Raw genomic sequence first — 21,593 nt, 5'->3', positions numbered from 1 at the left:
TTTTATAACTTACTGTTCTTGCATTGATGGTGGAAACTGAATATCTAAGTCTTCAACTGAAATCTTTCCTGAAATCAATCGAGGCAATAACTCATTTTTAGTTTCCTCTAAATTTCTATTAATAAAGTAGAAACTTAAAATTTTATCCAACATAGGTTTAATAAGATTATTAAATGACAAGAGCAAATCTTCTGTTGGCAATAATAAATTTAAACGTTCAAATGCTCTATTCCAAACTGCATAGGGTCTATCTGCTCCGTTACTAATTAACATTGCATAATCTATTGTAGTTTTTTGAAAGAGTAGTAAATATAGGAATGAAAATACGTACTCATTCTTTGGCTTAATTACAAAACATGTTGTACGTGTAATTCCATTAAATGGAGCGATATTCACCTTATGTTGATATGGACGCATCGCTCCAAATATGATTTCACCTTTCTCAAAAGTAACCAAACTACTTTGAGCTTCTTGATAATCATAATGGTCATCAGGTAAAAAAGCTTTTGTGGACATTACATCTAAAGGCAAATAATATCTATTTTCTAGATGCTCACCAGCTTTCGTCGATTTTGAACATTCAACAGCAATATCTTTTAGTTCAACAACATCCCAACCTTTAGGAACCCCTTTCTCAAACTCTGTATTTTCCCAATCTGGAAAACGAAAACGTACAAACCATTCTTTATACAGCTCTTGAGCCATATCTTCTAAAATTTGGATACGTTTTTTATTGTTTTCAATAAGGTCATCGTAAGCCGAAAGAATAGCTGCGATTTTCTTTTGAATACAAATATTAGGAAATAACACTTTAATCTTATGGGCATGATTTCTATTTAAGGTTGGATTAGAGGATCCAGTATCAAATTTTTCTAAATGTAACGTCTGCAAAAAATAATAAGTAAATTTAGGATCATTATCTTTGAAGTCTTTTACCCATAAAGTTGTATCGTGTGGCCAGAAATTTTGACTAATAAAGTGCACCGTACCTAATGTACCTTTTCGACCAATAACCACCCCTGGAGCTTTAACCTTAAACTCATTGTGATAACTAGATATACCCGATGAAGACACGATTGGTACTTCACCCAAAGTTTGCTCTTTTTTTGTTATATCGAATCCACGCTGAAACGTAAGAATTTGTCCTAATGTTGTTTCATTAAAACCGTCCATTACGCCTCCACGATATTTTTAAAATTTTGAGCAATTACGTTTTCAATGTCTTTTGCTGTGGTTGAAAGATTTAGGAATTCATCATTAAGGTTCAACAATCCTTCAATAAATTCTTCTTGTGTTTTACCATCCTCTTCAATAACAACTCCAACATAACGTCCAGCATTTAAAGAATAATCTTGCTCTTTTACCTCTTCAGGCGTTGCTAACTTACAAAGCCCCGTTACATCTTCATATTCCGCATTTGGGAAACGCTCTTGTAACCATGAAATATGATTAAAGAAATACTCAGCTTCACTACGGTCAGCTTTAATATCGGCAAGCAATGCTTTGACTTCTTTAATATCTGCGGATAAAGCATTTAATTCTTTAAGCTTCGCATCCTTCACTTTAAGCAGATCTTTATTGTCATTTGCTTTCGCTTCAGCGACTTCAGCACGAGTCTGTTTAACTAACTCATTATGTGCTTTTTCTTTTTCACGAATGGCTTTGTCTAAAATTTTGGCTTCATCAGCAATGGCTTTAAAGAACGGCGTAAAACTAGCTCTTAATGTTTTTTGAGCTTCATTCAATTGGTTCACTAAATCCTTTGTGACCACTTGAGGGAAAGTTTTCACATAAGCATCAAAGCTTTCTTGAAGTGGTTTAAGCGCATGCCAATGTGTATTTAGCGTATCAACACTTTGAACAATGGCCGCATCATCTTTTAAAGCTTCTTTAAGCTTCTTAAAGCTCGGCTCTACGTGTGGCACAGTAGCTTCAAGCTTTGCCATACCTTGTCTAAAGTAATCATCCACCAAACTAATATATTCATGATTACGCCCCTTATGTAGCTTACTAATCATGGCAATATTCAGGATCTGCTCATCGGTAAAATCACGGTGTGCACGGTCAATCTGTCTAAAGATGTTGCGGGCATCAATAAACAAAATCTTGTCATCTGTTTTATTTTTATCAAAGAACCACAAGGTTGCAGGCAGTGTTACGGTATAGAACATATTTGAAGGCAAAGTCAGCATGCCATAAATCAAATTATTCTCGATCAATGTCTGACGTACATCAGCTTCTGAATTACGTGCATCTGAAGCTGAGTTAGGCATAACTAACGCTGCACGACCACTATTAGATAGCTTCGCTTGTTCTGCATTCTTTAGTGAAGTGGCAAATAAGTTAATCCAAAGATAGTTGGCATTAGGCACTGTTTCAGCCTTAGCATTATCATCTGCTTTTTTAGTTTTAGTCTTATTACGTGGTAACCCATAGGTATTAAAACGAGGATCTTTTTCAACTGTCGCAAGTGCTACGTCATCCACGTTAAATGGTGGATTCGCCATGATGTAGTCAAACTTCTCAAACCCTTTAAACGGATCTTCTGCATAAGAGTTTGCTTGGCGAATATCGCCTTTAAGGCCATTCACGAACAAGTTCATTTTGGCAAGTTTGCCAGTATCTAGTGTCTTTTCTTGACCGTAGACAAATAAGCTATTGTTTGTCTCAGCTTCACCTAGCTTTTTGCTCAGCTCTTTACGGCGCTCTACAAATTGTAAAGACTGAACAAACATACCACCCGAACCACAGGCAGGATCATATACAGAGCCGTTATACGGTTCGATCATTTCAACCATCAATCGAACAACTGAAGTTGGTGTAAAGAATTCACCACCTTTTTGACCTTCAGACAAAGCAAACTTACCTAAGAAGTATTCGTAAATCTTACCAAACACATCCCCTGAAGCATCAAAAGGAATATTTGAAAAACTACGAACCAAAGCTTTTAAAGCCTGTTTACTTTGAGCTAAGCGATTAAATGCCTGATAATCGTTTTTAGGCAAGACATCTTTAAAATCTTCTTGACCTTGATGATCTTCAATCGCCTGCATCGCTTCTTTGATTTTTGATGCTAAATCTTCACTTTCAGGAAGTTCGAGTAAGTAGTTATAACGGGCATTATCCGGCAAATAGAAACCACAATGTTTAATCGCAATTTCAGCCAGAGGCTTTTCACGGCGTGTCCCTTTAAGTTCATTAAACTCTTTTAAAATCGCTTCTTCAGCAGCGCCGTATTTGTTATCTGCGAATTTTAAGAAAATTAGACCAAGTACAGGTGTTGAATACTCATTCGGTTTTAAGTCTGTATTTGCACGTAGATTATCCGCTGCCGACCAAAGTTGACCTTCTAACTGTTTTAGTTCATTAAGGTTCATAATTTTTCCACATCAATTTATATATCTGATTTGCTCATTTTCTTTGAGCATTTATTTTTTCCAGTTATGCCTTTTGCAAAGACAAGATGAATTTCTGAATTATCTCTCTTTCAGACTCTGGTAACTCTTGAATAGATTTTGAAATAGGATCAGTGCCCAGATCTGAAGAATGCTCTGTACGCCCTAATAAATAATCAGCAGACACATTCAAAACAACCACAAGCTTGTAAAAATTCTCTAAAGATGGCTTTCGAGAGCCAGCTTCGATATGTGAAATAGATGTTGAAGGAATACCTGTTTTGTCAGAAATATCCTGCTGCGTCATTTTTCTTTGTGTTCTTATTTCTTTAAGCCGTGCACAAAACAGCTCAGAATCCATCTCAATCAACATAAAACACCATAAATCGACAATAAATACTTGACTATATCGACAAGTTTTCATATATATACATGACAGCATTTTATTGTCTATTTCGACAAAAAGACATCATCAAAAGAATTTAAAAGAGGAAATTTAATATGAAGAATAGTGTATGTGCATGAGTGTCTTATCTCGACAATAAAACACTCATGCTTTTCATATCAAATCGCTGAAATGAAAGATGTAAAATTTCGACGTTTTACCTTTGCATTCTTTCATAACAGACCATTGAAGTAAATTTATCTTGGAGTCTATTATGAGCAATTCACCAGGCCACATCCCTATTACTATTCATCCAGCAATTCGAAATTTGAATGTACGTCAAATTTCTAAAATCATAGCTACAAAGATTATTAAAACTACGGGGCTACAACTTCAGTTTAATCCAATATTTTGTAGTCAGCTAGACGTAGCTCAACATCTTAATACTTATGAGGCGGTTGCATACTTCACGGATAATCAATATTTTGAAGCATATGGGTTTAGGCCTTCAAAGTTATCCAATTTTCAGAAAGTTTATGAAGAAATAATTTTTCAATTTAACGCTAAAGTTAAATTATCAATTATGTCATTTATTGATTAGAGATAACTGAGATTCTGCGATTACCTCTGCAAGCCTTGCACTGCAAGGCTTTTTGCTTCGCAATATCTTTGTATTGTATTGCGATTTACTATGCCTGTCGCAATTTAAACCATAGTTTCGCAATCCCTTTGCGATATAAAAGACAGCACTATATAAAGGTTACAAGCAAAAATCACAAAATCGCGATTATTTTAGCAATAATGGGTTTAACTCAATGTAAGTCGATCGGTTAATAGTCACCAATCGAACATAATTAAAATCAATTAACTCATTCAAACATGAATCAAACTGGTTCACTTTTCGCAACTTTGATGGTGCACCTTTTAAGGCTAAAGTTTTTAAGATGCGACTTGTTTTAGCTTTGATGCATTTAGCTAAAATATTTTTAAAGAGTTTTTCAGCTTCACTTTCTTTAGCCCGTTCAATCTCTGCATATCTCTCCCATTCACCTAATGAGTGACGGATAACCTCACATACACCTGATAATGTTTTACGGTCTATCTCAGTCAATCCCTCAAAGAATGCAAATACAGTCGCCATACGGCGTGCCAATTGACTGGCTCGACTGGCAAAGGCCTGTAAATATTCATAGCGCTGACCTTTGGCTTGTAAACGTTCAACCTCATTATAAAAATCTCTATCTAAACACTGGGCTTCTTTATTCATGGGAATGACATAACGCCCACCTGTTGGTTGTTCTGCTGTACGAGGTAGAGGACAGTCTTCCAGCAAATAAGTACACCTTGCCCAATAAGCAATCAGCCTATAGTCTAGGTTCGCATTATTGGCTTGGTATGTTTCATCCTGTAAACGTGTGCCTGCTAAATTATCAGGAATAGTCAGAATAAATCGAGGTAAAAAGCCCTGTCCTCTTAATACTGGATCCTTTAGTGCATCTGCTAAAACCTCGTGCTGACCTTGTAAGTTGAAAGTTAACCGAACGTCATACGCTCTACCACTACCATTGAGGTTAGACTTTGAGCGTATCCGATCTACCGTACCATCGTCAAAAAGCTTGGCAAACCCACCAATTGCCTGATTACGCGTATCTGACTTCATCGTATAACCGCCAAAAAACTGCCCTGCTTCATCACTTGCAACTGAGGCATTTTTAATAACACCATCCACGTATAGCCCCATCAACGATTCTAATGTGATATCACTGAACCGTGTAATGGGATCCGATGGTGCTGGATTAGTTATTAAAAATTCGCTTTTCTCTTTTTTATCTAATCCGGCTAGATTGGCTTTCCATTGATTAAGCTCTTGGCAATATTGCTCATATAGTCTGCGTTCATGTTCGATAATAGCTTTATCTGCCAAGCTTCTGCTGGTACTTTTTCGGCTTCCGCTTTGCCCCTCAGTTAGTAAATATAAACTACAGGGTTCACCATGCTCATCGAATGGATGAGGTGCATTAACATATCCTTGTGCAATGTGTGACATTGCACCGATGACACATTGGGCAGCCATGCCAATGGGGGCTTGTACATGCTCAGCAATAGCGTACATAGCTCCTCTCGCCAATGGGGGTAGTGCATGTATTGGGTAGGGCTGTGTGATAGATGCATCTGCCTGTACCAATGGGATTAAGTCACCCCAATAAACTCGATGCTGCTTTGTTAAGTCCTTCACTGAACCATGTTTAAATGTATCAGCTTCAATTGTCTGTTTAAGATAATTAACCTTTTCAATAAGCAATTTATTGATATCACCCCTTGAAAGCACCTTAAAGCTGGCATCCAGTTTTATAAAAAGATCTTGGTTATGCATAGGCTCATTGATACCCACCATAATACGGAATATCGATTCAGGAATACCCTCATTTGCAATTTGATAAGCCATATCAATATTTTCATGAAATACAATTGGTTCACTAGCCTTCGCAATTTGGAGAAATAAGTTTAGGTCATCAGTACTTATGACATGATTCATACGTTTATTATTAATATTTGCAGCAACCACACCCTTTCCAATTGAAAAAGATACTTTTTGGGAATCTATAATTTGATAGGGTTCTTGTTCCATATCATATTGACGAATGTTTCCAAAAATCTGATAACCAGTTACTTCTATCAATTTTTTAGGATTAACTAAAGGTAAGACAATACAACCCGCACAATCATGAAAAGGATGTTTTGAATAAATATAGCACTCTTGTTTAACAACAAATTTTATTAAATCAAGACAATCTCTAGAAAATTCATCTAAAGAAAAATATTCAGTTTTGACTCCCGTCACCGGATCAGTGTTAACAACCAAAGAGGCAGTACCTTCAACACAGAAGACACGATCATCACATTCGCTTTGATTAACAATAACTTCAATTTTTTTAGAATTATCTTTAAGCATTCTATACTACCTATTCAACCTTAAATTAAAGCAAAACCCCTCCACTCCACTTATAGAATTAACAAGCAGAAAACTTCATATTGAATTTTTAAGGAGGGATCTATGCTAGGGAATTAATTTCAAAAAAATCCTGCTTTTCAGGAGAAAACTATTCAATTTCTCCAGCAAATTTCAAAATTTCATTCCGATTCCAACGTAACAAACGACCATGCCTTTTTGGAACTATCGGTCCATTTTCATAGATAGCCCATTTACGAAGGGTTTGGGGTTGCATGCCAAGAAGCTTAGCCGCTTCAGTTGTTGTTAGTAATAAGCTTTCTTGCTTCATGATGAAGCATCCTGTTCAATTGAATTAAGTATTTTTTAGTTGATTTCTATTGTTTTTATTAGTGTACAGATATATGTTAATTTCTTGACACTTGACAAACAAAGCATTAAATGAATTTAAAAAAAAGTGGGCGCCCACAGAAGACAGTAATTGATATCTTGAAAACATTAGTCTGGTTTGAATATGTAGCCGTTCAAGTTTTCCAAACATATCAAAAACGAAATGTCACTCCATCACAGAACGAAAAAAAATCTAATAAAGCAAGTCTAAAAAGTTTAGAAGTTTTTTTTGATCAAGAGGACTCAAATATTTGGTACAAATATTCGATTGGCTCAAACAGTCCAAACAGTGAAAGCCTAGCCTTGGTCGACAATAAAATTCCATGCTCTTCAATATACTTTAACCACCCGATTTGGAACTTTTTAAAAGCTCTACCTACTGGCAAACTTGATTTACGATTTTTTTATTCTCAATTAAGTGAAAACTCTAGACAACTTTTAGAAAGTAATGAAGTAACTTGTTTATTCAATTTTACTTATACAGACGGAAATGATTTTTCAAAATTTGAAAATTTGCTAGAATTTTATAGTTGTATTATTTATAGGTATTACCAAGCTAAATTTAAAATCGATCCCAAAGAGGTAGAAAAAATTTATTTTTACTTCTCTAGAAATACCAATCACATTTTGAACCAATTTGGCACAATCGGATATTTTTTATTAAAATTAATGCGACTTCACCTTCTTCAACCAGAAGATTCTGTATCAAGTAGCTTTACTATCGAATCCAATTTAAATCAACAGCAGACACTATCACGCATACTAAAAGAGATAAATCTGAATCCAAAAAGATATCAACCCCTCACAGAAAAATTTGATACTTTTCGTTTAGATGGTGATTCTTATAAAAATCCTAATACTTACATTTTTCTTGAGGATAATATCAGCTACCCATAATAGTCATAATAGTTGATATATTTTGCTTACCATGTGCTTACTAAATTCATAAAACAAAAAACCACTTACGATTAGTACACGTAAGTGGTTGTTTTATATGGTGGGCCCAGACAGACTTGAACTGTCGACCAACGGATTATGAGTCCGCTGCTCTAACCAACTGAGCTATAGGCCCTAAACTTTGATCATATACTCGATATGAAAAATGCGACTAGATCTTAGTTAAATTTAACTTAAATTACAAGCAGATGATTTTATCAAATTACTAAAATAATGTTAAAAATCATAAACTGAGCTGATTCTATATGATCTTTACGGCTTGAGTAAAGATCATATAGCACTATTTTGATCATTAATAAGACATCTAAATTTATTTTGATATGGTATTTTCGGATATGTATTTTCCTGAAAAGTCGTATTACACTGCTGCGACTCAAAACCTACGATGATAAACATGAGAAAAATTTTAGGAAAATCTATTTTTAAAGCAACAGGTTGGGAATACAAGGTTGATCCAACCATTTTAGAAAAAAAACAAGTCATTATTGGATTTGAGCATACCTCAAACCTAGATACCATCCTTTCTCTGGCTTTATTTGAAATTTTAGAATTAAAAATACATACACTGATAAAAAAAGAACTATTCAAAGGTCCTCTCAAGCCTATTTTAGAAAAACTTGGTGGTATTCCTGTCGATCGTAAAGCAAATAAAGATATCGTGACTCAAATGGTTGATCTATTTAATCAAAATGACCATTTTAATCTGGTGATTGCACCCGAAGCCACACGCGCTAAAGATGGTGAAGCACGCAAACCAATTCGTACAGGCTTCTGGCATATAGCAAAAGCAGCGAATGTTCCCATCATCTTGATGTATGCAAATGCCAGAACCAAACAAGGCGGCATTTTAGGTAAAATTTACCCTACTGATCTGCAACAGGATTTAGAAAAAATCAAAGCACTATATGCCGAATATGATATTGATGTAAAAATTAACTAAATCGTCTGAACTATATGATCATTTTTTGATGCTTAATCAAAATTTTAAATTTTGAATATGAGCTATGGCAGTTTTCAAGAAAACTATCGCTATGCTAATATTCACGCACTTTTTTGAGTTTTAATTTTTTGGAGTTACTTCCATGGCGGGTCATTCTAAATGGGCCAATATTAAGCATCGTAAAGCTAAACAAGATGCAAGTCGCGGTAAAGTTTTTACCAAATATATCCGTGAAATCGTAACCGCTTCTAGATTGGGCGGCCCAGATGCGGCGAGTAACCCTCGTTTACGTGCTGTTGTTGAAAAAGCACTTTCAGTAAATATGACACGTGACACGATTAATCGTGCAATTCAACGTGGTGCTGGCGGTGATGATAACGATGATTTAAAAGAAGTAACCTATGAAGGTTATGGTGTGGGTGGTGTTGCGGTTATCGTTGAAACCATGACAGATAACTTAAACCGTACTGTTCCAGATGTTCGCCATTGTTTTTCTAAAACCAATGGTAACTTGGGAACCAACGGTTCGGTGGCTTACCTGTTCACAAAACGTGGTGAAATTTCTTTTGAAGATGTCTCTTTAGAAGACAAAATCATGGAAGTCGCTTTAGAGGCAGGTGCTGATGACATCGAGATCGATGAAGATAGTATCTTAGTCATTACTAGCCCAGAAAGCTTTGGTGATGTTCAAGATGCACTTACCGCAGCAGGTTTAAAATCTGATAATGCTGAAGTTGTGATGAGCCCATCGACTAAAGCTGAAATCAATGATATTGATCAAGCTAAACAAATCATGAAAATGATTGATATGCTCGAAGATCTTGATGATGTTCAAAACGTTTATACAAACGTGGAGTTTACTGAAGAAGTTTTAGCTCAACTTGATGCTTAATTCATTCAGATCAGTAAAAATGCATCTTTTTAGATGCATTTTTTATAGCTTATTTAAAAGTTTATAGCAGTTAAATACATTATATTCTTTAATCACAAAACTTGAATGTAGAGCCACCACGCTGTCAATCTTACCAATACGGCGTAGTAAGATTTCACTATAATCATCCATATTTCTCGCAACTAACTCTAAAATAAAATCGGCGCTCTGCCCTGTCACTAGAAATGCATTGGTCACCTCTGGAATATCTTCAATTTCTTCTAAAAACTTATCAAAGGTTTCACTGTCATGTTTACTCAAAGAAACCTGTAAAAGTATATGTAAGCTAAAGCCGAGCTTATTAAAATTAATTTCTCGTTTGAGCTGCCCCATTACTTGGGATTCAATCAGGTTTTTAATGCGGCGATGCACCGAACTCACTGAGAGATTAATACGCTCTGAAAGCTCATTTAGATTGACATCTTCATGGGTCAAAATTTCAAGAATTTGTTTATCAAAACGATCCAATTCCATTCTACAGTTCTCACTCTGAATTTATGCTTCTATCGGAACTGCTCACTCAGTAATTTTTAAGGGTCAAGGGAAAACATTCGTTTAACTTTTGACGATGCTGCACGGATAACGCAAACATGATTCCGATAAACTTTTGGTTTATCTTTGTCTCAAAGCCGAAACAAGACCTTTTGAGCAACTGTTCAACTCATCTCCCAATAGTGAACAACTTGTTTCGATCCCCATCACACCCTGAAACATAAGATAGCAAAGCCTTTTTATAATTATTTCCCTCTTTTCAGTTTTTTTAAAGTAAATTTGGCAATAATTTCTAATATTTTCTGCTTAAAACGAATTTTCTTTTAATTATTAATTTTATTCCCTAATTATTTTTTGATTTATCAACAATTTTTCAATTTTCTTTCTCATAAAAAAGCCCCGATTTTATTCATCAGGGCTTTTCGACTCAAAATTTGATTTACAAACCGCGCCAATCAACCCTTGCATTACGTTCAGTCGCATAAATACGTTGCACATATTGTCCAATTGGCAAATCTAATAGATAGTCATGATATTCCTTCAATTCACCCGTGAATTGTTCAATATCATCATTTTCCAATTCCCACGGCGTACCTTTAATCACGAGTAAAGGCGCAAGAATTGAACAAACTGCTATATCTGCTAAACCAAGACGATCGCCAACCAAATAACGCCCTTGATTATCAATCAGGCGCTGATTGAGATCGGTAATCAACTCGGTCATTCTCAATTTAGATTTTGCGACTTTCTGAGGATTTAACTTATAGTTGGAAGAAACTAAACTCTTTAAAATTGGTTTAGAAATTTTTTCAAACTGGCGTAAATAGCCTTGCTCACCCATCATAATTTCAAGTGGATGATCGCCAACAGATAACGCTTGCGCCAATGACCAACGTCGGACATGCACACCCAGCTCACCCGATAATTTATCAATTTCTAGAGCTTGCTCGCGTAACTGTTCATCACGTCTCAATAATGCATGTTCAGGATAAGTACTATCAAGATATAAAGCGATTTGTGTTGAATCAGCAACCCAGCGTTTATCATCTTTCAACATCGGCAATAGATATTGCCCAGATTTGAGATAGGTAAATGCTCGGTGAAAACCAGGAATTAAATTATGTGCCACATAATCCAATTCCTTATGATCTAACAACCAGCGAGCTTTTTCACAATAATGAGACAAAGGAAATTGGTATAAAACCCGCATAAATTCTCCAAATTTATTTTTCTACTCGATCAAACCTAAGGTTTGCTCTACTTTAGAAGTAAAAGCTAATCAATACAATGTCCTTTTTGCTCTATCATTTTTAATTTTGGCAAAGTTTCTTTATGAATATTCGTGGTGAGAATATTCGTTTCTTTCATAGAAAAGAGCTTTTCATACTCATTAATAAAGTTTAAATCTACATAAACTATTGTTTTATATTTTGATTGTATATGAATTTTTTTGTTATTTTTCTCATAAAAAATGCTTAGGAATTATTGTGATATACAAGGCATAACTACTAGTTTAATGGAAAAGTAAAATTTTTATAAAGTATTTCTTAGCTATTAGAGGTACTCACATGTCCAGTAAACCATCAGCCATTAGAACTCAAGTACAACTGATTTCAAATGATCAGCAGGCGATTAATGCTGCCTATCAAGTTGCTGACTTTGCATTAGAAGATCGAAATAAACGAGACCAAAATCGTATTTTACCCATCGAACAAATTATTCAGTTCAGTCAAAAAGGCTTAGGCGGTATTCGTATTCCAAAACAATATGGCGGTGCTTTTGTCTCCAATAAGACCTTGGTCCATGTATTTCGTATTTTAACTAAAGGCGATGCGAATGTGGGACAAATTCCACAAAACCAATTCGGCCTTTTAAATTTTATGAATATCACTGGTTCAGATGTACAAAAGCAGTTTATCTACGCTGAAATTCTGGCAGGTAAACGCATTGCCAATGGTGGGCCTGAGAAAAACTCAAGAGACACCAAAGCCATTCAAACCACTTTAAGCTTGGAAAATGGTCAATACTTTTTAAATGGAGAAAAGTTTTACTCGACTGGAACCAGCTTTGCAGATTGGTTAGCGATTCGTGCCTTACATCCAGATGGCTATACGGTATTGGCGATCGTTGATCGACATGCCGCTGGTGTTGAAGTGATTAATGACTGGAATGGCTTTGGTCAACGCACCACAGCCAGTGGAACAGTAAAACTACACAACGTCATCACCGATCCTGCATTATTTTTTGATGAACGCATTATTGCCGACACTCCAAATGTGCGTGGTGCGTATTCACAACTGTTGCAAGTCGCGATTGATGTTGGCATTGCCGAAGCAGCTTTTGACGACACCTTATCCAGCATTCGTAAAGCACGTCCCATTATTGATGCAGGTGTAGAAAAAGCCAGTGAAGAGCACTACACCTTACAAGAAGTTGGCAAGCTCAACATCCTGCTCGATGCTGCCATTTTATTACTGGACGATGCTGCCGAATATCTAGATGAACTGGATCAAGTCACTGAGGTTTCTGCCGAGCAAGCCGCTCGCGCCTCTATTTTAGTGGCAGAAGCAAAGATCTATGCCAATGACGCTGCCCTGCATATCTCAGAAAAATTACTCGAACTTGGTGGCAGCCGTGCCAGCCTGAGCCAACATAATCTTGATCAACACTGGCGTAATGCCCGTGTACATACCTTACATGATCCTGTGCGTTGGAAATTCCATGCCATTGGTGACTATTACCTCAACGGTACATACCCTGCTCGCCATGCTTGGATTTAAGGAGTAAATCGTCATGACTTCATATCAAGAATTACAAGGTTTTGCCAAAGCCCATCTGAAAGCGGCACATATTATTCAAAGCGACGCCGAAGCCCTAGAAATTGCAACCCAGCTCAGTCAAAAGTTTAAACAAGCTGCGGTTGAACGCGATGCCAATCGAAACTTACCTTTTACAGAAATCGAAGCCTATAGCCAGTCAGGTTTATGGGCAATTACGGTACCTAAGCAATATGGTGGTGCAGAGGTTTCCAGCCTCACCGTCGCTAAAGTGATTGCGTTGTTTAGTGGTGCAGATGGTTCAATCGGTCAGATTCCGCAAAACCATTTTTATGCATTGGAAGTATTACGCAATACTGGTACGGAAGCGCAAAAGAAACGCCTCTATCAAGAAGTGTTACAAGGTGCACGCTTTGGTAATGCGCTGGCGGAATTTAAAACCCGCACTTCTGCACATAAACAAAGCACCTTAATCCCAAGCGAAAACGGTTATCTGATTCAAGGAGAAAAGTTTTACTGCACGGGTAGCCTATTCGCCCATCGTATTCCAACCTTAGTGGCTGATGAAACGGGCAATGAGTTTTTAGCCTTTGTACAAAAAGATAGCCAAGGACTAGAATTGATTGATGACTGGTCTGGCTTTGGGCAACGGACTACGGGCAGTGGTACAGTCAAATTTAATCAGGTCTTTGTTGCCAAAGAGGATGTGATTCCTTTTGATACTGCCTTTAAGCAGCTATCTTTGGTGGGGCCATTTGCTCAAATCATGCATGCTGCCATTGAAGTCGGGATTGCTCGTGCTGCATTTGACGAAACACTGGAGCGTGTGCGTGTTGCCCGCCCTTGGATTGATGCCAATATTGAATCGGCCACTCAAGACCCCTTAACCCTATCTGAGTTGGGTCGTGTAGCAACCGATGTCAAAGCCAGTGAACTTTTACTTAAACAGGCCGCCAAGTCTGTAGATGCCGCCAAACAGAATCTCAACGCTGAAAGCTTAGCCAAGGCTTCAATTGATGTGGCAAAAGTACGTGCGCATAGTACTGAAACTGCATTAAAGGCATCATCGAAATTGATTGAGTTGGCGGGTAGTCGTGGCAGTCAACGTGCTGATGGTCTTGATCGTCATTGGCGTAATGCACGGGTACATACCTTGCATGATGCTGCACGCTGGAAATATTACTTTATCGGTAATTATGTGTTGAATGGCATTCTGCCTCCACGTCGGGGGACTTTGTAATGAGTCAAACGGCTGCTAAAAAAATCTTGTTAAATGCCTTTGATATGAACTGTGTCGGTCATATCAATCATGGCTTATGGACGCATCCGCGGGATCAATCACATCGCTTTAATGAGCTGAGTTATTGGACCGAATTGGCACAGACTCTGGAACAAGGTTTGTTTGATGGCTTATTCCTTGCAGATATTACAGGTGTTTATGATGTCTATCAAAATGGCATCGATCTCACCCTGAAAGAATCGATTCAGTTACCTAGCCATGATCCTTCCACCCTGATTTCGGCGATGGCTTTGGTTACGCAGAATTTGAGTTTTGGCGTGACCGTCAATCTAAGTTATGAACAGCCCTATCAATTTGCACGGCGCTTTGCCAGTCTGGATCATTTAACCCAAGGTCGTTTGGGTTGGAATATTGTCACAGGTTATCTGGATAGTGCCGAACGCTTAATTGGACAAAAAGGCTTAAAAGACCATGATGCCCGTTATGATCAGGCCGAAGAATTTCTACAGCTTTGCTATAAATATTGGGAAGGCTCTTGGGAAAATGATGCCTTAAAGAAAGATAAGCAACAACGCATTTTTACTGATCCCAATAAAGTCCACTCCATCAATCATCAAGGGCAATATTACCAAAGCCAAGGTGTGTTTCAAGTTGCACCTTCGGTTCAACGTACGCCAACACTCTTCCAAGCAGGGGCTTCACCGAAGGGACTACAATTTGCAACGCGTCATGCCGAATGTATTTTTATTGGCGGTGATCAGCCAGAAAAGATTCGTCAGCAAGTTAATAAAATACGACTACAAGCACAGCAACAAGGTCGAGATGAAGATGCGATTAAAATCTTTGTCGGCATTACTGTGGTTGTGGCTGAAACACATGAACTCGCCCAGCAAAAACTGGCTGAATACCGCCAATATGCCAGCCCTGAAGCAGGTTTAGCACATTATGCCAGTTCAGTCGGAATTGATCTTGCCAAGTTTGCAGATGATGAAGCGATTCCTTATCAAAAGAGTAATAGCATTGCTTCCGTCAATGAGAAGTTTAAAGAACAGCGCATCAGCAAGAATGACTTAAAAGCCCAACATATTCTGGGTGGACGTTATCCGCTCATTGTTGGCGGTGGTGCTGAAGTTGCGAAATATTTGATTGAGCTACTCGATCAAACTGGCATTGATGGTTTTAACCTGACTCGCACGGTTGCCCCTGAATCACACCATGATTTTATTCGATTGGTGATTCCGGAGTTACAGCAACGTGGACGTTATAAAACTGAATATGCAACGGGCTCACTGCGGAACAAACTGTTTGCTCAAGGCGATCATTTAGCTGCAAGCCATCCTGCTGATCAGTTCCGATGTAGACCACATAACAACGCAGATGACCTAAAAATAATTGAAGAAATTAGTGCTTAACATTTAAGAAAAGAATTGGAGAAATATATGGCTCAAACAGCCTCTAAAAAATGGCTTGGTATTGGCCTTGTCGTCGTTGTTGCGATTATTGCCTTATTGATTTGGAATAAACAAAGACAGAACCATAGCAGTGAACTGGTGATTGGGATCAGTCCTTCTTTTGCCCATCCATTGCAAGTTGCAGCGGATGAAGCCAAACAGCAAGGTTTGAATGTCAAATTGGTCGAGTTTTCCGATTGGAATACGCCTAACATCACTTTGAATCATGGTGATATCGATGCTAACTTTTTCCAGCATCAGCCCTTTTTAGATAATGCGATTAAAGAAACTGGCTTTAAATTAAAGTCATTTGCTGCAGGTGCAGCATCGCATGTCGGACTGTATTCAAAAAAATATAAAAGTTTTGATGAACTCCCGAATGGTGCAACGGTGGCTATTCCAAATGACCCCGTTAATCAAGGACGTGCTTTATTACTATTACAACAAGCCAAGTTGATTGAATTGAAAGACAGTAATAATCACCTTTCAGCACTGAAAGACATCACCGCAAATCCGAAAAACCTGAAATTTACTGAAGTTGAAGGCCCACAAACTGCACGTGCCATTGATGATGTTGATCTCGCTTTTGGCTATCCTCATTACTTACGTTTAGCTAAGACGGCTGATCCTGAAAGTGCCTTATTGTTTGATGACAATACCAATAAACGTTATGCGATTTTATTTGTGGTTCGTGATGATTATCAGGACAAAGACAACAAGCTACAGAAATTTGTCGAGATTTATCAAAACTCAGCAAAAGTTAAAGCAGCCTTGGATAGCGATTTCGGTCCAACGTTGTGGTTCCCAGGTTGGAAATAAGGAGAACAATCATGGTGAGTTTTGGTTCACAGGTCGATTTTTCAGTCCCGCATCTGAAAATACGCGGTTTAAATAAGTTTTATGATGTACAGGGCCAACGCTTACATGCTTTAAAAGACATTAATATTGATATTCCCAAAGCACAGATTGTTGGGATTATCGGGAAAAGTGGCGCTGGTAAATCATCCCTACTCCGCACCTTAAATGGCTTAGAGTCGATTGATACTGGCAGCATCCTGATTCATCAACAAAATATTGCTGAACTCAACCATGCCGAATTGATCAAGACCCGGCAGAAAATTGGCATGATTTTTCAGCATTTTAATTTGATGTCTGCCAAAACGGTGTGGGAAAATGTGGCTTTACCACTCCGTGTTGCGGGTTATGACAAGGCTGAGATTGAACAACGGGTCGGTGATGTACTGACATTGGTTGGCTTAGAAGCAAAGCGAAATGATTACCCTGCTCAACTCTCAGGTGGACAGAAACAACGTGTTGGGATCGCACGGGCCTTGGTTTCTCAACCCGAGATCCTGCTCTGTGATGAAGCCACCTCAGCACTAGACCCTGAAAGTACCGCCAATATTCTGTCCTTATTAAAACAGATTAACCGAGACCTCGGTTTAACCATTGTCTTGATCACGCATGAGATGCAGGTCATTCAAGAAATTTGCGATCAGGTGATCGTGATTGATCATGGTGAGATTATCGAGTCAGGGCAAGTCTGGTCGGTATTTTCCAATCCGCAACAACAGATCACGCAGGAATTACTCAACTTTGAACAAGTAAATTTACCCTTTAAACTGAGCCCAACTATTCTGCCTGAGAGTACGCATCAGATTTTAAAACTGAAATATGTCAGTGAATCGAAATCGGTGCCTGATTTATATGAACTATTGGATGGCTTTAATAGCCCAGTTCAGATTTATCACAGTCAAATTGATAGCATTCAGCAACGTACCATCGGCTCCTTGATCATCGGGATTCGTAATCTCGACTTTGATCTGAACAGGGCCCAATTTGCAAAACATCCTGCAATAACACAACTTGAGGTGATCGGTTATGTACAATCAACTCATTGATCTGCTACTGACAGGTACGACCGATACTTTAATCATGGTCGGTGTTTCTGCGATTCTCGCCTTTTTGATTGGTCTGCCGATTGCCTTGATTCTGGTCAGTACCGCAGATTTTGGGATTTACCCATCCAAGAAAATTAATCAGCCTTTGGGCTGGGTGATTAACATCACTCGATCCGTACCCTTTCTAATTTTAATGGTGGCATTGATTCCATTTACCCGTTGGATCGTTGGCACCAGTTATGGGGTCTTGGCTGCGATTGTGCCCTTAACCATCGCCGCTATTCCATTCTTCGCCCGTATTGCCGAAGTCAGCCTACGTGAAGTCGATCAAGGGTTGATTGAAGCAGCGCAAGCCATGGGCTGTAATCGTAAACAGATTCTTTGGCATGTGTTACTCCCTGAAGCCTTGCCAGGGATAGTTGCAGGTTTTACCGTGACCATTGTGACCATGATCAGTTCCTCTGCCATTGCAGGTGCCATTGGTGCAGGTGGACTCGGTGATATTGCCTATCGTTACGGCTATCAACGTTTTGATATGCAAGTCATGCTGGCGGTAATTTTAGTGCTGATTGTCTTGGTGATGTTGGTACAAACCACAGGCGATAATATTGCCAAACAGCTCGATAAACGCAAAGTTTAAGCTTGAAATAAAAATCCACTCTAGCCATGACCTGACTTTGTCATGGCTTTCATGTAAAATCAGCAACAATTTTTAAATAACACATTTGTGAGTGGTTTCATGGGTTTTAATTGCGGTATTGTTGGTCTGCCAAACGTAGGTAAATCTACATTATTTAATGCATTAACAAAGGCAGCGATTGCTGCTGAAAACTTTCCGTTCTGTACCATTGAACCAAACACAGGCATTGTCCCTGTTCCAGATCCACGTTTAGACAAGCTTACAGCAATTGTTAAACCGCAACGTGTTATTCCAACTACGATGGAATTCGTTGATATCGCAGGTTTGGTTGCTGGTGCTTCAAAAGGTGAAGGTTTGGGTAACCAATTCCTTGCCAATATCCGTGAAACAGATGCAATTGCACACGTGGTTCGTTGTTTCGAAGATGAAAACGTGATTCACGTAAATGGTAAAATTGACCCATTAGATGACATCGCAACCATCAATACTGAACTTGCACTTGCTGATCTTGATACGGTTGCAAAAGCCCTGTTACGCTTAACTAAAGCAGCGAAAGGAGGCGACAAAGATGCGATTGCAACCAAAGCAGCTTTAGAAAAAATCCAACCTTTGCTTGACGAAGGTAAACCAGCGCGTGCCGCTGACCTTTCTGATGACGAACGCAAAGCTGTTCGTGGTTTTGGTTTAATGACACTAAAACCGACCATGTATATTGCCAACGTTGCAGAAGATGGTTTTGAAAACAACCCACATCTTGAAGCAGTAAAAAAACTTGCTGCTGAAGAAAATGCAATCGTTGTACCGCTTTGCAACCAAATCGAAGCTGAGATTTCATTACTTGAAGATGAAGATCGCGCTGAATTCCTTGAAGCGATGGGCATGGAAGAACCTGGTCTAAACGTGGTAATTCGTGCAGGTTATAGCTTACTTGGCTTACAAACTTACTTCACTGCAGGTGTACAAGAAGTTCGTGCTTGGACAGTTAAAGTCGGTGCGACTGCGCCACAAGCGGCTGGTGTGATTCATACTGACTTCGAAAAAGGCTTTATCCGTGCTGAATGTGTTGCTTATGATGACTTTATTCAATACAACGGTGAAAGCGGTGCCAAAGAAGCAGGTAAATGGCGTCTAGAAGGTAAAACTTACGTCGTTCAAGACGGCGATGTATTACACTTCCGTTTTAACGTGTAATTATTTCAATATAAAGGCACTATGGAAAAAACCCTAGGACGATTATTTGCGCATAATCCAATGATACGGCGGTTGTTGATTCTGCTCATCACTGCTGTACTTGGTATGATTGACTTGGCGACAGGTTATGAGTATTCGTTCTCGGTGTTCTATTTACTGCCTGTTTCAATTGCAGCATGGTACGACCATGCTAAAGTTACCGTAGTTACAATTTTAATATCAGCAATTACATGGTTATTTGCTGATATTAATGCAGGTCATCTGTATTCAAACCCTATCATTCCCCTTTGGAATACAATCGTTCGTCTAGGCTTGTTCTCAATCGTTGCTTTCTTGCTCATAAATGTTAGAAGAAACTGGCAAGAAATGAAAAATTTAGCAATGAAAGATCAGCTCACCTCTCTCGATAATAGCCGTGCTCTCGATATTGAATATCGTATTTTGCGTAAATTAAATTTTCGTAAACAGTCGTTATTCGCCGTTGGAATTATTGATCTCGATGGTTTTAAAGCAGTGAATGATACTCATGGACATCATCGTGGTGACGAAGTTTTATTGCAATTTTCACAAGTTCTAAAAAAATCATGTCGTTCTTCAGACATTGTTGCCCGTTTAGGCGGTGATGAATTCGCAATTATTTTATTAGATATTGATGAAACCCAAGCATATCTTTGTGATCATCACTTACGAACATCATTTGCAGAAAGTGGCTTAAATCAAACATATGGCGTCGATTTTAGTATGGGTTTAGCCATTTTATCTGAATTGCCAGAAAACCTAGAAGATGCAACCAAGACAGCAGATCAGCTCATGTATCAATCAAAATCTTTAGGTAAATCACAAACCACGATTCAATCATTTATTTGACCCATTGCGTCGGTGTACAAGCTGTGATCTTTTTAAATATTCGAATAAAGAAACTCACATTTTCATAGCCCACTTCATAAGCAATTTGCTGAATAGTCATATCTGTGATTAATAATAACTTCTTGGCTTTATCAACTCTCACCTGTTGCAAATATTGATTGAGAGAAATCTGCGTCGCCAATTGAAAACGCCGTTTTAAATTCCGCTCACTAAAATTAAATTGCTGGGCCAGATCGGCAATCTTGTTTTCCGCAGCACATGGCAGCTTAGCGCAACCTGAACGATTAGCTCATTATGCGGATGCAGAATTACATTTGATTGAAGCGTGCGGGCATGTTCCCCATCGAGAAAAACCGCAACTGATTGTTCAAATCATAAAGGAATTTGTTGCACTCTACGCCTAAAATGACACTAAAAATCAGTCATCTAGTCTTACTGATTTTTTAATAAATTCTGTAATTGTTTGGTTACATGCGCTCTTGCCTTCTTCTGTTTAAAAATTGTCGGGATATGCAACAAAAAGAAAGAGTGGCGATATTTTTTATGATCACGTAAATCTTCTTTTAAATAATCATAGAGATCTATCGCCGCTTCACGATGAAATGCCCATAGCGCTTGTTGTCTATACATCACCACATAATAGGCATCATTTGGCCAATTCAGTTCATGTTTTTGACGACAACCACAAGATTCACACACCACTCCGCCTTTATTCATTGCAGAGTAAGGCACAGACCATTTTTGTAGATCATAAGTCTCAGGTAAATCGCGAATCTGCTGAAGATCAACTGATAAATTAGGATAGTAAAAAGCAGCATTCCAATAACCACCACAGCTATCTTGAAAACGCTGATATTCAAAATCTGAATGTTGCTGAAAATACTCGATGTCTTTTTTGAGCTGAATCTTGGCAAATCGAGCAAATTCAAAATTCGCTTTGCGCTGACATGATGGACATTTAATGCTTAACTTGTGCGGTAATGACCAATATTCGTAAAGTCCTGTCATTTGCTTTTAAATATAAATCTTGGGTTAAAGGCCATTCAGCATAACAAGCCGATCGCACATTTTAAATGATCTATTTAT

Annotated in this window: 22 protein-coding genes and 1 tRNA gene; 13 read left to right on the top strand and 10 right to left on the bottom strand. The window is 38.2% G+C overall.

The window, feature by feature from the left end:
* Positions 1-9 precede the first annotated feature (9 nt).
* From O1450_RS06415 to O1450_RS06405, 3 genes are all read right to left on the bottom strand, one after another.
* On the bottom strand, positions 10-1,173 hold the full coding sequence (locus tag O1450_RS06415) for a restriction endonuclease subunit S (RefSeq protein WP_269230130.1): 1,164 nt from the start codon (positions 1,171-1,173) through the stop codon (positions 10-12).
* Positions 1,173-3,377 (bottom strand): type I restriction-modification system subunit M, encoded by a 2,205-nt coding sequence (locus tag O1450_RS06410; protein WP_269230129.1) that lies wholly within the window; start codon positions 3,375-3,377, stop codon positions 1,173-1,175. The genes O1450_RS06415 and O1450_RS06410 overlap by 1 nt, the downstream gene beginning before the upstream one ends.
* A gap of 64 nt (positions 3,378-3,441) precedes the next feature.
* On the bottom strand, positions 3,442-3,768 hold the full coding sequence (locus O1450_RS06405; protein WP_269230128.1) for a helix-turn-helix domain-containing protein: 327 nt from the start codon (positions 3,766-3,768) through the stop codon (positions 3,442-3,444).
* Positions 3,769-4,054: 286 nt separating this feature from the next.
* Here O1450_RS06405 and O1450_RS06400 point away from each other — a divergent pair, with 286 nt between their 5' ends.
* The gene (locus tag O1450_RS06400; RefSeq protein WP_269230127.1) at positions 4,055-4,381 is read left to right on the top strand and encodes a hypothetical protein; all 327 of its coding nucleotides are present in this window, start codon (positions 4,055-4,057) and stop codon (positions 4,379-4,381) included.
* Between the two features lie 186 nt (positions 4,382-4,567).
* Here the strand turns inward: O1450_RS06400 and O1450_RS06395 are convergent, their stop codons facing one another.
* Together O1450_RS06395 and O1450_RS06390 are read right to left on the bottom strand one after the other, a co-directional pair.
* Positions 4,568-6,733: a DUF3987 domain-containing protein gene (locus O1450_RS06395; RefSeq protein WP_269230126.1), complete on the bottom strand. Its 2,166-nt coding sequence runs from the start codon at positions 6,731-6,733 to the stop codon at positions 4,568-4,570.
* Between the two features lie 148 nt (positions 6,734-6,881).
* Positions 6,882-7,061: a helix-turn-helix domain-containing protein gene (locus tag O1450_RS06390; RefSeq protein WP_269230125.1), complete on the bottom strand. Its 180-nt coding sequence runs from the start codon at positions 7,059-7,061 to the stop codon at positions 6,882-6,884.
* Between the two features lie 110 nt (positions 7,062-7,171).
* On the opposite strand from O1450_RS06390, the gene O1450_RS06385 reads away from it, so the two are divergent.
* Positions 7,172-8,017 (top strand): hypothetical protein, encoded by an 846-nt coding sequence (locus tag O1450_RS06385; protein WP_125269827.1) that lies wholly within the window; start codon positions 7,172-7,174, stop codon positions 8,015-8,017.
* A 98-nt stretch (positions 8,018-8,115) separates the two neighbouring features.
* On the opposite strand, the gene O1450_RS06380 is transcribed toward O1450_RS06385, so the two are convergent.
* A tRNA-Ile gene (locus tag O1450_RS06380) sits at positions 8,116-8,192 on the bottom strand.
* Positions 8,193-8,471: 279 nt separating this feature from the next.
* Between O1450_RS06380 and O1450_RS06375 the strand changes: the two genes are divergently transcribed.
* Both O1450_RS06375 and O1450_RS06370 read left to right on the top strand, forming a co-directional pair.
* Positions 8,472-9,017: a 1-acyl-sn-glycerol-3-phosphate acyltransferase gene (locus O1450_RS06375; protein WP_269230124.1), complete on the top strand. Its 546-nt coding sequence runs from the start codon at positions 8,472-8,474 to the stop codon at positions 9,015-9,017.
* Positions 9,018-9,159: 142 nt separating this feature from the next.
* On the top strand, positions 9,160-9,909 hold the full coding sequence (locus O1450_RS06370) for a YebC/PmpR family DNA-binding transcriptional regulator (protein WP_005054547.1): 750 nt from the start codon (positions 9,160-9,162) through the stop codon (positions 9,907-9,909).
* A 42-nt stretch (positions 9,910-9,951) separates the two neighbouring features.
* Here O1450_RS06370 and O1450_RS06365 read toward each other — a convergent pair whose 3' ends face one another.
* Positions 9,952-10,422 carry an Lrp/AsnC family transcriptional regulator gene (locus O1450_RS06365; RefSeq protein WP_004911804.1) on the bottom strand — a complete coding sequence of 157 codons (471 nt, stop codon included), beginning with the start codon at positions 10,420-10,422 and terminating at the stop codon, positions 9,952-9,954.
* A gap of 457 nt (positions 10,423-10,879) precedes the next feature.
* Positions 10,880-11,650 carry a glutathione S-transferase family protein gene (locus O1450_RS06360; RefSeq protein ID WP_269230123.1) on the bottom strand — a complete coding sequence of 257 codons (771 nt, stop codon included), beginning with the start codon at positions 11,648-11,650 and terminating at the stop codon, positions 10,880-10,882.
* 358 nt (positions 11,651-12,008) lie between these two features.
* Between O1450_RS06360 and O1450_RS06355 the strand changes: the two genes are divergently transcribed.
* The 8 genes from O1450_RS06355 (at position 12,009) to O1450_RS06320 (ending at position 20,507) form a co-directional block, all read left to right on the top strand.
* Positions 12,009-13,220, top strand: coding sequence for an SfnB family sulfur acquisition oxidoreductase (locus O1450_RS06355; RefSeq protein WP_269230122.1), 1,212 nt, complete (start codon positions 12,009-12,011; stop codon positions 13,218-13,220).
* Between the two features lie 13 nt (positions 13,221-13,233).
* Positions 13,234-14,457, top strand: coding sequence for an SfnB family sulfur acquisition oxidoreductase (locus O1450_RS06350; protein ID WP_269230121.1), 1,224 nt, complete (start codon positions 13,234-13,236; stop codon positions 14,455-14,457).
* Entirely contained in the window at positions 14,457-15,869 is a 1,413-nt protein-coding gene (locus tag O1450_RS06345; protein WP_269230120.1) for an LLM class flavin-dependent oxidoreductase, read from the top strand. The genes O1450_RS06350 and O1450_RS06345 overlap by 1 nt, the downstream gene beginning before the upstream one ends.
* A 27-nt stretch (positions 15,870-15,896) precedes the next feature.
* Positions 15,897-16,727 carry a MetQ/NlpA family ABC transporter substrate-binding protein gene (locus tag O1450_RS06340; RefSeq protein ID WP_169111052.1) on the top strand — a complete coding sequence of 277 codons (831 nt, stop codon included), beginning with the start codon at positions 15,897-15,899 and terminating at the stop codon, positions 16,725-16,727.
* Between the two features lie 11 nt (positions 16,728-16,738).
* Entirely contained in the window at positions 16,739-17,809 is a 1,071-nt protein-coding gene (locus tag O1450_RS06335) for a methionine ABC transporter ATP-binding protein (RefSeq protein ID WP_269230119.1), read from the top strand.
* Entirely contained in the window at positions 17,790-18,449 is a 660-nt protein-coding gene (locus O1450_RS06330) for a methionine ABC transporter permease (RefSeq protein WP_269230118.1), read from the top strand. The genes O1450_RS06335 and O1450_RS06330 overlap by 20 nt, the downstream gene beginning before the upstream one ends.
* Before the next feature lie 99 nt (positions 18,450-18,548).
* A complete protein-coding gene (gene ychF, locus O1450_RS06325) occupies positions 18,549-19,640 on the top strand; it encodes a redox-regulated ATPase YchF (protein WP_250748766.1) in 1,092 nt (363 codons plus the stop codon).
* A gap of 21 nt (positions 19,641-19,661) precedes the next feature.
* Positions 19,662-20,507 (top strand): GGDEF domain-containing protein, encoded by an 846-nt coding sequence (locus tag O1450_RS06320; protein WP_269230117.1) that lies wholly within the window; start codon positions 19,662-19,664, stop codon positions 20,505-20,507.
* On the opposite strand, the gene O1450_RS06315 is transcribed toward O1450_RS06320, so the two are convergent.
* Positions 20,500-20,688: a helix-turn-helix domain-containing protein gene (locus tag O1450_RS06315; protein ID WP_269230116.1), complete on the bottom strand. Its 189-nt coding sequence runs from the start codon at positions 20,686-20,688 to the stop codon at positions 20,500-20,502. The genes O1450_RS06320 and O1450_RS06315 overlap by 8 nt on opposite strands.
* A 61-nt stretch (positions 20,689-20,749) precedes the next feature.
* Between O1450_RS06315 and O1450_RS06310 the strand changes: the two genes are divergently transcribed.
* Positions 20,750-20,911, top strand: a complete 162-nt coding sequence (locus O1450_RS06310; RefSeq protein ID WP_269230115.1) for an alpha/beta fold hydrolase — start codon at positions 20,750-20,752, stop codon at positions 20,909-20,911.
* A gap of 28 nt (positions 20,912-20,939) precedes the next feature.
* On the opposite strand, the gene O1450_RS06305 is transcribed toward O1450_RS06310, so the two are convergent.
* The gene (locus tag O1450_RS06305; protein ID WP_269230114.1) at positions 20,940-21,515 is read right to left on the bottom strand and encodes a hypothetical protein; all 576 of its coding nucleotides are present in this window, start codon (positions 21,513-21,515) and stop codon (positions 20,940-20,942) included.
* Positions 21,516-21,593 lie beyond the last annotated feature (78 nt).

The organism is Acinetobacter sp. TR11 (genome assembly GCF_027105035.1).
In the GTDB taxonomy this organism is placed as follows: domain Bacteria; phylum Pseudomonadota; class Gammaproteobacteria; order Pseudomonadales; family Moraxellaceae; genus Acinetobacter.
The sequence above is the reverse complement of the archived record's forward strand: the minus strand, read 5'-3'. Positions and strand labels throughout refer to the sequence as shown.

Excerpts from the sequence above, each read along its gene's own strand:
- O1450_RS06365 (WP_004911804.1), bottom strand. The coding sequence starts at position 10,422 with ATGGAATTGGATCGTTTTGATAAACAAATTCTTGAAATTTTGACCCAT.
- O1450_RS06415 (WP_269230130.1), bottom strand. The coding sequence starts at position 1,173 with ATGGACGGTTTTAATGAAACAACATTAGGACAAATTCTTACGTTTCAG.
- O1450_RS06360 (WP_269230123.1), bottom strand. The coding sequence starts at position 11,650 with ATGCGGGTTTTATACCAATTTCCTTTGTCTCATTATTGTGAAAAAGCT.
- O1450_RS06320 (WP_269230117.1), top strand. The coding sequence starts at position 19,662 with ATGGAAAAAACCCTAGGACGATTATTTGCGCATAATCCAATGATACGG.
- ychF (WP_250748766.1), top strand. The coding sequence starts at position 18,549 with ATGGGTTTTAATTGCGGTATTGTTGGTCTGCCAAACGTAGGTAAATCT.
- O1450_RS06330 (WP_269230118.1), top strand. The coding sequence starts at position 17,790 with ATGTACAATCAACTCATTGATCTGCTACTGACAGGTACGACCGATACT.
- O1450_RS06370 (WP_005054547.1), top strand. The coding sequence starts at position 9,160 with ATGGCGGGTCATTCTAAATGGGCCAATATTAAGCATCGTAAAGCTAAA.
- O1450_RS06305 (WP_269230114.1), bottom strand. The coding sequence starts at position 21,515 with ATGACAGGACTTTACGAATATTGGTCATTACCGCACAAGTTAAGCATT.
- O1450_RS06340 (WP_169111052.1), top strand. The coding sequence starts at position 15,897 with ATGGCTCAAACAGCCTCTAAAAAATGGCTTGGTATTGGCCTTGTCGTC.
- O1450_RS06385 (WP_125269827.1), top strand. The coding sequence starts at position 7,172 with ATGAATTTAAAAAAAAGTGGGCGCCCACAGAAGACAGTAATTGATATC.
- O1450_RS06375 (WP_269230124.1), top strand. The coding sequence starts at position 8,472 with ATGAGAAAAATTTTAGGAAAATCTATTTTTAAAGCAACAGGTTGGGAA.
- O1450_RS06335 (WP_269230119.1), top strand. The coding sequence starts at position 16,739 with ATGGTGAGTTTTGGTTCACAGGTCGATTTTTCAGTCCCGCATCTGAAA.
- O1450_RS06345 (WP_269230120.1), top strand. The coding sequence starts at position 14,457 with ATGAGTCAAACGGCTGCTAAAAAAATCTTGTTAAATGCCTTTGATATG.
- O1450_RS06405 (WP_269230128.1), bottom strand. The coding sequence starts at position 3,768 with ATGTTGATTGAGATGGATTCTGAGCTGTTTTGTGCACGGCTTAAAGAA.
- O1450_RS06410 (WP_269230129.1), bottom strand. The coding sequence starts at position 3,377 with ATGAACCTTAATGAACTAAAACAGTTAGAAGGTCAACTTTGGTCGGCA.
- O1450_RS06400 (WP_269230127.1), top strand. The coding sequence starts at position 4,055 with ATGAGCAATTCACCAGGCCACATCCCTATTACTATTCATCCAGCAATT.
- O1450_RS06390 (WP_269230125.1), bottom strand. The coding sequence starts at position 7,061 with ATGAAGCAAGAAAGCTTATTACTAACAACAACTGAAGCGGCTAAGCTT.
- O1450_RS06395 (WP_269230126.1), bottom strand. The coding sequence starts at position 6,733 with ATGCTTAAAGATAATTCTAAAAAAATTGAAGTTATTGTTAATCAAAGC.
- O1450_RS06350 (WP_269230121.1), top strand. The coding sequence starts at position 13,234 with ATGACTTCATATCAAGAATTACAAGGTTTTGCCAAAGCCCATCTGAAA.
- O1450_RS06355 (WP_269230122.1), top strand. The coding sequence starts at position 12,009 with ATGTCCAGTAAACCATCAGCCATTAGAACTCAAGTACAACTGATTTCA.